General features: G+C 72.3%; 12 protein-coding genes. 1 reads left to right on the forward strand and 11 read right to left on the reverse strand.

Going from position 1 to position 12,361, the window contains the following annotated elements:
• Positions 1-64: 64 nt before the first annotated feature.
• From nuoH to ACERUN_RS13600, 9 genes are all read right to left on the reverse strand, one after another.
• Complete coding sequence (gene nuoH / locus ACERUN_RS13560; RefSeq protein WP_370290535.1) at positions 65-1,399, reverse strand: NADH-quinone oxidoreductase subunit NuoH; 1,335 nt, start codon at positions 1,397-1,399, stop codon at positions 65-67.
• Positions 1,396-3,816 (reverse strand): NADH-quinone oxidoreductase subunit G, encoded by a 2,421-nt coding sequence (locus tag ACERUN_RS13565; protein WP_370290536.1) that lies wholly within the window; start codon positions 3,814-3,816, stop codon positions 1,396-1,398. The genes nuoH and ACERUN_RS13565 overlap by 4 nt, the downstream gene beginning before the upstream one ends.
• Positions 3,813-5,144, reverse strand: a complete 1,332-nt coding sequence (nuoF, locus tag ACERUN_RS13570; RefSeq protein ID WP_370290537.1) for an NADH-quinone oxidoreductase subunit NuoF — start codon at positions 5,142-5,144, stop codon at positions 3,813-3,815. Before nuoF ends, ACERUN_RS13565 begins: the two co-directional genes overlap by 4 nt.
• A complete protein-coding gene (gene nuoE / locus ACERUN_RS13575; RefSeq protein ID WP_370290538.1) occupies positions 5,141-5,860 on the reverse strand; it encodes an NADH-quinone oxidoreductase subunit NuoE in 720 nt (239 codons plus the stop codon). The genes nuoF and nuoE overlap by 4 nt, the downstream gene beginning before the upstream one ends.
• Complete coding sequence (locus tag ACERUN_RS13580) at positions 5,857-7,239, reverse strand: NADH-quinone oxidoreductase subunit D (protein ID WP_370290539.1); 1,383 nt, start codon at positions 7,237-7,239, stop codon at positions 5,857-5,859. The genes nuoE and ACERUN_RS13580 overlap by 4 nt, the downstream gene beginning before the upstream one ends.
• Positions 7,239-7,964 (reverse strand): NADH-quinone oxidoreductase subunit C, encoded by a 726-nt coding sequence (locus tag ACERUN_RS13585; protein WP_370290540.1) that lies wholly within the window; start codon positions 7,962-7,964, stop codon positions 7,239-7,241. Before ACERUN_RS13585 ends, ACERUN_RS13580 begins: the two co-directional genes overlap by 1 nt.
• Complete coding sequence (locus tag ACERUN_RS13590; RefSeq protein ID WP_370290541.1) at positions 7,961-8,515, reverse strand: NADH-quinone oxidoreductase subunit B family protein; 555 nt, start codon at positions 8,513-8,515, stop codon at positions 7,961-7,963. The genes ACERUN_RS13585 and ACERUN_RS13590 overlap by 4 nt, the downstream gene beginning before the upstream one ends.
• An 80-nt stretch (positions 8,516-8,595) precedes the next feature.
• Positions 8,596-8,952 (reverse strand): NADH-quinone oxidoreductase subunit A, encoded by a 357-nt coding sequence (locus ACERUN_RS13595; protein ID WP_370290542.1) that lies wholly within the window; start codon positions 8,950-8,952, stop codon positions 8,596-8,598.
• A gap of 193 nt (positions 8,953-9,145) precedes the next feature.
• The gene (locus ACERUN_RS13600; RefSeq protein WP_370290543.1) at positions 9,146-9,835 is read right to left on the reverse strand and encodes a demethylmenaquinone methyltransferase; all 690 of its coding nucleotides are present in this window, start codon (positions 9,833-9,835) and stop codon (positions 9,146-9,148) included.
• A gap of 137 nt (positions 9,836-9,972) precedes the next feature.
• Between ACERUN_RS13600 and ACERUN_RS13605 the strand changes: the two genes are divergently transcribed.
• Positions 9,973-10,917: a L,D-transpeptidase family protein gene (locus tag ACERUN_RS13605; RefSeq protein WP_370290544.1), complete on the forward strand. Its 945-nt coding sequence runs from the start codon at positions 9,973-9,975 to the stop codon at positions 10,915-10,917.
• A gap of 13 nt (positions 10,918-10,930) precedes the next feature.
• On the opposite strand, the gene ACERUN_RS13610 is transcribed toward ACERUN_RS13605, so the two are convergent.
• Both ACERUN_RS13610 and ACERUN_RS13615 read right to left on the reverse strand, forming a co-directional pair.
• Positions 10,931-11,593 (reverse strand): hypothetical protein, encoded by a 663-nt coding sequence (locus ACERUN_RS13610; RefSeq protein WP_370290546.1) that lies wholly within the window; start codon positions 11,591-11,593, stop codon positions 10,931-10,933.
• 90 nt (positions 11,594-11,683) lie between these two features.
• Complete coding sequence (locus ACERUN_RS13615; RefSeq protein WP_370290547.1) at positions 11,684-12,322, reverse strand: MBL fold metallo-hydrolase; 639 nt, start codon at positions 12,320-12,322, stop codon at positions 11,684-11,686.
• Positions 12,323-12,361 lie beyond the last annotated feature (39 nt).

Genomic DNA, 12,361 nt, shown 5'->3' on the forward strand with positions numbered 1-12,361 from the left:
GAGCAGCCCGGGCCGCTCCTCGCCGCCGGGAGCGCCGGTGGGGCCCGGGGGGGTGGGGGGCCGATCAGCCATCGTTGACTCCTGCACTCGCGCCCGCAGCGGGACGGGGGGACCGGGGGGTGTCGTCGTCGCCGGCGAAGACCAGCGGGGCGGCCGCACCGCGCACGGCCCCTCCGGCCGGGAGCGGGGGCACCGGGAAGCCGCCGGCGCGCGGCTCGAGGTAGGTGGTCGAGGCTCCGGGCTCCTCCTCCTGGCCGGCGGGCAGGAAGAAGCTGCCGACCACCGCCACGAGCAGGACGCCCGAGACGGCGAGCAGCACGCCGGGGCTGCTCAGCGGACCGGAGTCGAAGACGCCCTCGTTGCGCGCGACCCGGACGGTGGAGACCAGCAGGATCCAGCCGATCGAGACCGGGATGAGCAGCTTCCAGCCGAAGGACATGAACTGGTCGTAGCGCAGTCGCGGCAGCGACCCGCGCAGCCAGATGAAGCCGAAGATGAACAGGAGCACCTTGCCGAGGAACCAGACGACCGGCAGGAAGCCCGACTCCGCGCCGTCCCAGACCCGGTCGAGCCAGAACGGGGCGTGCCAGCCGCCGAGGAACAGCGTGGTGGCCAGCGCCGAGACCGTGGCCATGTTGATGTACTCGGCGAGGAAGAACAGCGCGAACTTCAGGCTGGAGTACTCGGTGTGGAAGCCGCCGACCAGCTCGCCCTCGGCCTCGGGGAGGTCGAAGGGCGCGCGGTTGGTCTCGCCGACCATCGCGATCGTGTAGATCACGAACGACGGCGCCAGGATCAGGCCGAACCACAGGTCGCGCTGGGCGGCGACGATCTCGCTGGTCGACATGGAGCCGGCGAAGATGAAGACCGCCACGAGCGAGAGGCCCATCGCGACCTCGTAGGAGATCATCTGCGCGCTCGAGCGCAGGCCGCCGAGCAGCGAGTAGGTGGAGCCGCTCGACCAGCCGCCGAGCACGATGCCGTAGATGCCGATCGAGGCGATCGCCATCACGAAGAGCACCGCGACCGGCATGTCGGTGAGCTGCAGCGGGGTGCGCTCGCCGAACAGCGTGACCTCGGGGCCGAACGGGATCACCGAGAAGGTCACGAAGGCCGGCACCACCACGATGATCGGCGCCAGCACGAAGACGACCTTGTCGGCCGCCTTCGGGATGATGTCCTCCTTGAAGGCCAGCTTCACGCCGTCGGCGAGCGACTGCAGCAGGCCGAAGGGGCCGTGCACGTTGGGCCCGATGCGGTGCTGCATGCGGGCCACCACCTTGCGCTCCCACCAGATGTTGAACAGCGTGAGAAGCACCAGGAAGACGAAGATCATCAGCGTCTTGACGCCGACGATCCACCAGGGGTCGTTGCCGAAGGCCGCGAGCGACTCGTTCATCCGTGCACTCCCTCCGCACCGCTGATCCGCACCCGGGCCCCGGGCGGGGCGAGGTCGGCGAGCACGCCCTCGCCCACCGACGAGGCCGGCACCCACACCGCGCCGTCGACGAGGTCGTCGGCGATGGCCGCGGGCAGCGTCATCGAGCCGCGCTCGCCGGTGAGGGTGACGGTGGGCCCGTGCTGCTCGAAGACGGCCGCAGACACCAGCGCCACCGGGGTGCGGGCCGTGGCCTTGAGGTACTTGTCGCCGTCCTGCATCGAGCCGTTGTCGAGGTGCTGCTTCCAGGTGGCGAGGAGCGCCTCGTCGCCGCCGGGGGCGGCCACCGTGGCGGGCGGCACGGCCGTGAGCGTCGGGCGCTCGCCGTCCCAGGGGCCGAGCTGGGCCATCTCGGCGCGCACCTCGTGGGGCGTGCGGAAGCCGAGCGGGGTGCCCATCGCCTCGGCGATGCCCGCCAGCGATCGCAGGTCGGGCAGGGCGGCGGGCTTGTGCATCGCGGCCTCCCACGGGCGCACGCGGCCCTCCCAGGTGAGGAACGTGCCCGACTTCTCGGCCACCGGGGCGACCGGCAGCACGACATCGGCCGCGGCCGTGACCTCGGTGGCGCGCAGGTCGAGCGCCACCACGAAGCCGGCGGCGGCGATCGCCGCACGCGTGGCGGCGGGGTCGGCGGTGTCGCGGGGATCGACACCGGCGACGAGGAGGCCGCCGAGCTCGCCGCTCGTCAGCGCCGCGACGATCTGCGAGGCGTCGCGTCCCGGCTGCTCGGGCAGCGCACCGGACCCCCAGGCGGTGGCGACGTCGACGCGCGCGCCGCCGTCGGCGACCGGTCGGCCACCGGGCAGCAGGTTGGGCAGGCAGCCCGCCTCGAGCGCGCCGCGGTCACCGGCCCGGCGCGGCACCCATGCCAGGCGGGCACCGGTGCGCTCGGCCAGGGCGGCAGCGGCCGAGAAGGCGCCCGGCGAGGTGGCGAGCCGCTCCCCCAGCAGGACGACGCTCGCCGGCCCGAGGAGGTCGGCGTCCAGGCCCTGCAGTGCTGCGCCCTCGCCGCCCGGGAGGGTGGGCACCACGGTGGCCCTCAGCTTGGTGAGACCGCGGGTGGTGGCCGGCGCCAGCGCCACGACCCGGGTGCCGCCGGCGCGCACGCTCTTGCGCAGGCGCAGGAAGATCGCGCCGGCCTCGTCCTCCGGCTCCAGGCCCGCGAGGACGACGGTCGCCGCCGTCTCGAGGTCGGCGTAGGTGACCGCTCCCGACTCGGGCCCGGTGAGCACCACGTGCGCGGCCAGGAACTCCGCCTCCTCCACCGAGTGGGGGCGGGCGCGGAAGTCGATGTCGTTGGTGCCGAGCGCGACGCGCGCGAACTTGCTGTAGGCGTAGGCGTCCTCGGCCGTGAGCCGACCGCCGGTGAGCACACCGACGCCGCCGTTCGCCCGGGCGGCGGCCAGGCCGCGTGCGGCGACCGCGAACGCCTCGGGCCACGAGGCCGGGCGCAGGGAGCCGTCGTCGTCACGGACCTGGGGGTAGGTCAGCCGGTCGTCGGCGTCGGCGTAGGCGAAGGCGAAGCGGTCCTTGTCGGTGATCCACTCCTCGTTGACCTCGGGGTCGTTGCCGGCCTGGCGGCGCAGCACGGTGCCGCGGCGGTGGTCGATGCGGATCGCCGACCCGCAGGCGTCGTGCTCGGCGACGCCAGGCGAGGAGACGAGGTCGAAGGGGCGCGACCGGAAGCGGTAGCGCTCGGAGGTAAGCGCGCCGACCGGGCAGATCTGGATGACGTTGCCGGAGAAGTACGACAGGAACGGAGCGTCCTCGGCGATGCCGATCTGCTGCTGTGCCCCGCGCTCGACGAGCGCGATGAACGGGTCGCCCGCGATCTCGTCGGCGAAGCGGGTGCAGCGCTGGCACACGATGCAGCGCTCGCGGTCGAGCAGCACGGTGGGCGAGAGGTTGATGGGCTTGGGGAAGGTGCGCTTGACGCCGCGGTTGCGCTCGTCGGAGAAGCGCGACTCGCCGCGACCGTTCGACATCGCCTGGTTCTGCAGCGGGCACTCGCCGCCCTTGTCGCACACCGGGCAGTCGAGCGGGTGGTTGACGAGCAGCAGCTCCATCACGCCCTGCTGGGCCTTGTCGGCCACCGGACTGCTCACCTGCGTGTTGACGACCATGCCGTCGGCCACCGGCAGCGTGCAGGAGGCCTGCGGCTTGGGGAAGCCGCGGCCGTTGCCGGCGTCCGGGACGTCGACGAGGCACTGCCGGCAGGCGCCGACGGGCGCCAGGAGCGGGTGGTCGCAGAAGCGCGGCACCTGCACGCCGGCCTGCTCGGCCGCCCTGATCACGAGCGTCTCGGGCGGCACCTGCACCTCGATGCCGTCGATGGTGACCCGCACCGTGGTGACCTTCTCGATCTCGGGGGCGCTCATGCGCTGACCTCCTGCCCGGCCCAGGCGGTGGAACGGCGCGGGTCGAACGGGCATCCGCCGTGCGCGAGGTGGGCGAGGTACTCCTCGCGGAAGTGCTGGATCGAGCTCGACACCGGGCTGGTGGCGCCGTCGCCGAGCGCGCAGAAGGAACGGCCCAGGATGTTGTCGCACTGGTCGAGCAGCTGGTCGAGGTCGGCCTCGGTGCCCTGGCCGCGCTCGAGGCGGGTCAGGGCCTGCACCAGCCACCACGTGCCCTCGCGGCACGGGGTGCACTTGCCGCACGACTCGTGCTTGTAGAACTCCGTCCAGCGCAGCACCGCGCGCACCACGCACACGGTCTCGTCGAAGATCTGCAGCGCGCGGGTGCCGAGCATGGAGCCCACCGCGCCGACACCCTCGAAGTCGAGCGGCACATCGAGGTGCTCGGCGGTGAGCAGCGGCGTGCTCGAGCCGCCCGGCGTCCAGAACTTCAGCTCGTGGCCGCGGCGCACACCGCCGGCGAGGTCGAGCAGCTGGCGCAGCGTGACGCCGAGCGGGGCCTCGTACTGGCCGGGGCGCTCGACGTGGCCGGAGAGCGAGAAGATGCCGTGGCCCTTGGACTTCTCGGTGCCCATGGAGGCGAACCAGGCCGCGCCGTGGCGCACGATGGCGGGCACGGAGGCGATGGACTCCACGTTGTTGATCACGGTGGGGCTGGCGTAGAGACCGGCCACCGCGGGGAAGGGCGGGCGCAGGCGCGGCTGGCCGCGGCGTCCCTCGAGGCCCTCGAGCAGGGCCGTCTCCTCGCCGCAGATGTAGGCCCCCGAGCCGGCGTGGACGACGATGTCGAGGTCGTAGCCCGAGCCGTGGATGTTCGTGCCGAGGTGCCCCGCGGCGTAGGCCTCCGCCACCGCCGCCTGGACGCGGCGGATGACGTGGAGGATCTCGCCGCGCACGTAGATGAACGCCTTGTGCGCGCGGATCGCGTAGGAGCTGAGGATCACGCCCTCCACGAGGACGTGGGGGTTGCCCATCATGAGCGGGGTGTCCTTGCAGGTGCCCGGCTCGGACTCGTCGGCGTTGACCACGAGGTACTTCGGCTTGGCGCCGGCCTCGGTGGCGGGGTCCTGCGGGATGAAGGACCACTTCATGCCGGTGGGGAAGCCCGCACCGCCGCGGCCGCGCAGGCCGGAGTCCTTGACGGCGGCGACGACGTCATCGGGCGCCATCGCGAAGGCGATGTCGAGGGCGGCATAGCCCCCGCGGGCCTCGTAGGTGGCCAGCTTCCAGGAGCGCTCGGCGTCCCAGATGTCGGTGAGCACGGGGGTGAGCACGGGTGCCTCGCTCACGACTGTCCTCCCTCGTTCGAGCCGGCCTCGAGGGCGGCCGGCGACGGTGCCGGCGGCGCGGTCCAACCGCGCTCGCGGGCGATCTGCAGGCCGGCGAGGCTGCGCGCGCCGACCGAGGGGCCGTCGTCCGCACGCCCGTCGGGGAAGCCGGCGAGCACGCGCTCGGCCTCGCGCCACGTGCACAGCTTCGGCCCGCGCGTGGAGGCGACGTCGTGACCGGCACGCAGCGCCTCGACCATCTGGACGGCGGACTCGGGCGTCTGCTCGTCCATGAACTCCCAGTTGACCATCACCACCGGGGCGTAGTCGCACGCGGCGTTGCACTCGATGTGCTCGATGCTGACCGTGCGGCTGTCGCCCTGGCGCAGGGCCGCGACCTCGTCGTTGCCGATCCCGAGGTGCTCCTGGAGGCGGGCGAGGATCTCGTCGCCGCCCATCACCGCGCAGAGCGTGTTGGTGCACACCCCGACGTGGTAGTCGCCCACCGCGTGGCGCTTGTACATCGTGTAGAAGGTCGCCACGCCGCTGACCTCGGCGGCGCTGATGTCGAGCACCGCCGCGCACGCCTCGATGCCCTCGGGCGTGATGCGGCCCTGCACCGACTGCACGAGGTGGAGCATCGGCAGCAGGCCCGAGCGGGCCTCGGGGTAGCGGCCGGCGATCTCGCGCAGCTCGGCGAGGACCTTGTCGTCGATCGGGCTCATCGCGGCGCTCATCGGTCGACGCCTCCCATCACGGGGTCGATGCTGGCGATGGCCACGATGACGTCGGCGATCTGGCCGCCCTCGCTCATCAGGCCCATCGCCTGCAGGTTGTTGAACGACGGGTCGCGGAAGTGCACCCGGAAGGGCCGGGTGCCGCCGTCGGAGACGACGTGCGCGCCCAGCTCGCCGCGGGGGCTCTCGACCGGCACGTAGGCCTGGCCGGCGGGCACGCGGAAGCCCTCGGTGACGAGCTTGAAGTGGTGGATCAGCGCTTCCATCGAGGTGCCCATGATGTGGCGGATGTGATCGAGGCTGTTGCCCATGCCGTCGCTGCCGATGGCGAGCTGGCTGGGCCACGCGATCTTCTTGTCGGCCACCATCACCGGGGCGCCCTCGAGACGCGCGAGGCGGTCGGCGGCCTGCTCGATGATCCTCAACGACTCGTGCATCTCGTTGAGGCGGATGCGGAAGCGGCCGTAGGAGTCGGCGGTGTCCCAGGTGTGCACGTCGAAGTCGTAGGTCTCGTACCCGCAGTAGGGCTGGGCCTTGCGCAGGTCGTAGCCGTAGCCGGTGCTGCGCAGCACCGGGCCGGTCAGGCCCAGCGCCATGCATCCCTCGAGGTCGAGGACGCCGACCCCCTCCAAGCGCGCCTTGAAGATCGGGTTGGCGTTGCACAGCGCGGCGTACTCCGGCAGCCGCTTGCGCATGAGGGCCACGAACGAGCGGACCTCGTCGAGGGCTCCCGGCGGGAGGTCCTGGGCCACGCCGCCGGGGCGGATGAAGGCGTGGTTCATACGCAGGCCGGTGATGAGCTCGAAGAGGTCGAGCACCAGCTCACGCTCGCGGAAGCCGATGGTCATCACTGTCAGGGCGCCGATCTCCATGCCGCCGGTGGCGATGCACACCAGGTGCGAGGAGATCCGGTTGAGCTCCATGAGGAGCACCCGCATGGCCTGGGCCTTCTCGGGGATCTCGTCCTCGATGTCGAGCAGGCGCTCGACGCCGAGCACGTAGGTCATCTCGTTGAAGAACGGCGAGAGGTAGTCCATCCGGGTGCAGAACGTGACGCCCTGCGTCCAGGAGCGGTACTCCATGTTCTTCTCGATGCCGGTGTGCAGGTAGCCGATGCCGCAGCGGGCCTCGGTGACCGTCTCGCCCTCGATCTCGAGGATCAGGCGGAGCACGCCGTGGGTGGAGGGGTGCTGCGGGCCCATGTTGACCACCACGCGCTCGGCGAGGTCGGGCACGTCGCCCAACCCGGCGGCGATGGTGTCCCAGTCCTGGCCCGTGACGGTGAAGACCCGGCCCTCGCTGGTCTCGGCGCCCGGGGCCGCGTAGTAGTCGGCGTTCTCGCCGGTGCTGTTGTGCGTGGTCTGCTCGGTGCTGGACATCAGTTGTACGACCTCCGCTGGTCGGGCGGCGGCACGGTGGCGCCCTTGTACTCCACGGGGATGCCCCCGAGGGGGTAGTCCTTGCGCTGCGGGTGGCCCGGCCAGTCGTCGGGCATGAGGATCCGGGTCAGGGCGGGGTGGCCCTCGAACTCGATGCCGAACATGTCCCACGTCTCGCGCTCGTGCCAGTCGGCGGCCGGGTAGACGGCCACCAGCGAGGGCAGGGTGGGCTCGGCATCGGGGATCGAGACCTCGACGCGGATGCGGCGGTTGTAGGTGAACGAGGCCAGGTGGTAGACGACGTGCAGCTCGCGGCCGTCGTCGCCCGGGTAGTGCACGCCGCTCACCGAGGCGAGCAGCTCGAAACGCAGGGCGGCGTCGTCACGCACCAGTCGGGCGACCTCGACGAGGTGCTCGCGCGCCACGTGGAAGGTGATCTCGCCGCGGTGCACCACGACGTACTGCACGAGCGGCTCGAGCAGGTCGGCCACGGTGTCGAACCACCCGCCGTAGGGACGCGGAGTGGCTCCCGGCAGGACGACGGGCGCGACCAGGCCGCCGTAGCCGCTGGTGTCACCGGTGCCGCTGACACCGAACATGCCGCGCCGCTCACCGACCTGGCGCGCACCGCCGGCGGCGTCCAGACGACCCGGCAGGTTCTCGGGCGAGGCGTCGACGGCGGGCTGCTCGACGGCGGGCGCGGGGCCCTGGGGGGCGTCGGTCATCGCAGGAGCCCCCGCTGGTCGCCGGTGGGCAGCGCGACGAGGCCCTCGGCCTCGAGCTCGGCGATCTGCGCCCGGCGGTTCGCGCCGAACGGCGTGGCCTGCACCTTGTCGTGGAGCTTGAGGATGGCGTCGATCAGCATCTCGGGCCGCGGCGGGCAGCCGGGCAGGTACATGTCGACGGGCACCACGTGGTCGACGCCCTGGCCGATCGCGTAGTTGTTGAACATGCCGCCGCTGCTGGCGCACACGCCCATGGCGAGCACCCACTTGGGCTCGGCCATCTGGTCGTAGATCTGGCGCAGCACCGGGGCCATCTTCTGGCTCACCCGGCCGGCGACGATCATCAGGTCGGCCTGGCGGGGACTGGCCCGGAAGACCTCCATGCCGTAGCGGGCGAGGTCGTACTTCGGGCCGCCGGTGGTCATCATCTCGATGGCGCAGCAGGCCAGGCCGAAGGTGGCCGGCCAGAAGCTCGCCTTGCGCATGTAGCCGGCCAGTCCCTCGACCGTGCTGAGCAGCACCCCGCTGGGGAGCTTCTCCTCGATACCCATCTCAGTTCCCTTCGGTGAGGGGGCCCCGCAGGGCCGGACGTCGGGTGGGGCGCGTCTCGCGCAGATTCATCGCGGACCGCTCAGTCCCAGTCCAGTCCGCCGCGGCGCCACACGTAGAGGTAGGCGACGAGCACGGTGACGATGAACAGGACCATCTCCACGAGGCCGAACCAGCCCATCGCGTCGAGGTGCACGGCGAAGGGGTAGAGGAAGATGATCTCGATGTCGAAGACGATGAAGAGCATCGCGATGATGTAGTACTTCACCGGGAACCGGCCGCTGAGCGCCTGCGGCGTGGGCTCGATGCCGCACTCGTAGGAGTCGAGCTTGGCCCGGTTGTAGCGCTTCGGACCGGTGAGCGTGCTGATCGCGACCGAGCCGACCGCGAAGGCCGCGGCGAGGCCCGCCAGCACCAGGACCGGCGTGTACAGCTCCATCAGGGGTTCCCCCTCGTGACCTTGTGAAGAGAATCACTAGTGGCGTGGGCCACACTATGGCACTCCGTCGGGGGCGTGCACAGAGGGGGGTGACCCGGACCACACGGGTCCTAGGTCTCCTCGGGGCGCGGGACCATCAGCCGGCGCGGCGGCGAGCGACGGCGGCTCCCTGTCGGCGCGGGTCAGGCGCCGGTCAGGCGGTGGCGCGGTGCAGGGCGACGATGCCGCCCGAGAGGTTGCGCCACTCCGGGCGCGTCCAGCCGGCCTTCGCGATGAGGTCGGCGAGGCCGGCCTGGTCGGGCCAGGCGCGGATGGACTCGGCGAGGTAGACGTAGGCGTCGGGCGAGGACGAGACCGCGGTCGCGATGCCCGGCAGGGCCTTCATCAGGTACTCGAGGTAGACGGTGCGAAACGGCGTCCACGTGGGGTGGCTGAACTCGCACACCACCAGCCGACCGCCGGGGCGGGTGACGCGCTTGAGTTCCGTGAGGCCCGCGAGCGGGTCGACGATGTTGCGCAGGCCGAAGGAGATCGTGACCGCGTCGAAGGTGTCGTCGCGGAAGGGCAGGCGGGTGCCGTCGCCCGCGGTGAAGGGCAGGTAGGGCAGGTTGCGCTTGCCGACCTGCAGCATGCCGAGCGAGAAGTCGCAGGGCACCACGGTGGCGCCGGCCTCGGCGAACGGGACGCTCGAGGTGCCCGTGCCGGCGGCCAGGTCGAGCACGGTGTCGCCGAAGGACGGGTCGACCGCCTGCAGCACCTCGCGGCGCCAGCGGCGGTCCTGGCCGAAGGAGAGCACGTCGTTGGTGATGTCGTAGCGCTTCGCCACGGCGTCGAACATGCGACGGACGTCGGCGGGTTGCTTGTCGAGCTCTGCACGGGCCACGACGTCGAGCGTACCGAGGCACAGGGTGCGCCCGGCGAGGCGGACCGCTCCCACGCCCGCCGCCGTCGCGAGACGGCCCTCGCGAGATTCATCGGCCCGGCATGCAACCGATCGCCTCCGCGCGGCGTCAACCAGGCATGACCAGCACGCTCGGGACCCCCCGCCGCCTCGCCCTCGTCGCCGTGGGCCTCGCATCCGCCGTCACCGTGGCCGGCACCGCCGCCTGGGCGGTGGAGGCCGAAGGACTGCCGTGGAGCCACGCCGACACCTCGTCGGCTCCGCGGGCCGCCGCGCCGGTCGGGTCGGGTGCTCCCGCTCCCACCCCTCGGCCGGCACCGACCTCCGCGCCAGCCACTCCACCGACCTCCGCGCCGACCTCCGCGCCGACACCGCCCGCATCATCGGCAACGCCGACCCCGACCACGCCCCCGGCCGGGCCCGCCGTCCTCTCCCCCGGCGATCGCAGCGCGCAGGTGCGCGACCTGCAGGCGCGGCTGCGCCAGATCGACTGGTTCAGCGGCGACGTGACCGACCTGTACGGCGAGCGCACCACCGCGGCGGTGCGCGGGTTCCAGGCCAAGCGCGGCTTCGAGGCCACCGGCGTGGTCGACCGGCGCACGCTCGACCGCCTCGCGGCGATGACGCGCACCCCGAGTGCGGACGAGCTGGCGAACCGTCGTCCGAGCAGCGACGCCAACACCCCCGGACCCCTCGACCCGCGGTGCACCAGCGGCCGCGTGCTGTGCATCGACAAGTCGAGCCGCACCCTGCGCTGGGTCGTCGACGGCGTGGTGCGCACCAGCGTGGACGTGCGCTTCGGCGCCGACACCACCCCGACGCGCGAGGGCAGCTTCAGCGTGCAGCGCAAGAGCCGCGACCACGTGTCGACGATCTACCACTCGTCGATGCCCTACGCGATGTTCTTCTCGGGCGGGCAGGCCGTGCACTACTCCTCGGACTTCGCCCAGCGCGGCTACGCCGGTGCCTCGCACGGGTGCGTGAACGTGCGCGACCTCGCTGCGGTGCGCAGCCTCTTCGACCAGGTCGAGGTCGGCGACCGCGTGGTGGTGTACCGCAGCTGAGCCCTACCGCAGGTCAGGCGGTGAGCTCGAGCACCTTGTCGAGGTAGCCCGCGACCTCCTCGGGCGACAGGCCGCTGGCGTACACGTCGTAGGCGAGGCCGTCGCGCTGGGCGCGGCACTCGGCCTCGTAGTTCGACGCCGGCACCTCGCCGCCGGTGGGCTGACCGGTGGTCGGGTCGGTGGGCTCCTGCCAGGAGACGCCGCAGCGGTGGCCATCGATCTCCTGCAGCTCGTAGCGCGAGCCGCCCTGGCTGATCGGGAACGGGCCGTTCGGGATCACCAGGCCCGCCTCACCGGGGACGATCGACACCGACATCTGCGCGGGACGCTGCTGGCCCTGGGTGGCGAGCACCGATCCGTCGATGTACAGGCGCACGGTGCCGCCGCCGTAGAGCTCGTCGAACTTCTTGCTGGCGTCCGCATCGCCCTTGTCGGCCGCTGTCACGAACTGCTCGATCAGCTGCTTGTCGTTGGGGTCGGTGGCGCCGGCGTCCTCGGGGGTGAGCGCCGCGACGGCGACCATGCGCTGGTCGAGCCGGTCGGGCAGCGTCGGGAGGGAGGCGGTCGGACCGTCGTCGCCGGTGGCCTTCGGCAGCCCGATGCCGAAGCCCGCCACGCCGGCGAGCAGGACGACACCGGAGACGACTCCGGTCAGGGTGGAACGTGCGATCGGCATGCGCCGATCCTGCCGCGCGCACCTGAGAGTCCCGTGAGCGCCTCCCGGGCGTGGACACGGCCGACGAGCGCGCGTGCGGGCCTCAGGGGCCTAGAGGTCGGCGCCGTCGGCCAGGCGGGTGAACTGCTGCTCGCGCGCGCCGAGCAGGCGCCCGAACTGAGCGTCGACGACGCCCAGCCCCTCCGCCGAGTAGACGCGGTCGTGGATCGCCACGGTGCGCGGGGCACCGACCGAGCGGGCGAAGTCGATGCCCTCCGCCAGGCGCATCCACGGCGCGCAGACCGGAGCGAGCAGCACGTCGACGTCCACGCCGGGGCCGGTGAGGGCGTCGCCGGGGTGGAACACCTTCTGCTCGCCCAGGCTCAGCAGGAAGCCGCTGTTGTGGAAGCGGGGGAGGTCGGGGTGGATCACCGCGTGCAGCTCGCCGATGGCGCGCACGCCGATGCTGCCGATCTGCCAGGCCTGGTCGGGGTGGACGACGGTGACGCGCTCGGCCACGTCGGGCGCGCTCTCGCGCAGCTGGGCGGCCACGGCTCCGATGGTGTGGATCGGCGCCTCCGTGGCACGCAGGTGCTCGACGTCGACGTGGTCGGGGTGCTCGTGGGTGATGAGCACCGCGTCGGCCCCGTCGACGCTCTCGCGCTGGCTCCACACGCCGGGGTCGATCACGACGGTGGTGCCCTCGTGCTCGAGGCGGACGGCCGAGTGCCCGAACTTCGTCAGTCGCATGGGCTCACGCTAGCCCGCGCGGCGAAGCGCCGCGCCCGC

This window comes from Nocardioides sp. (genome assembly GCF_964229035.1).
In the GTDB taxonomy this organism is placed as follows: Bacteria; Actinomycetota; Actinomycetes; order Propionibacteriales; family Nocardioidaceae; genus Nocardioides.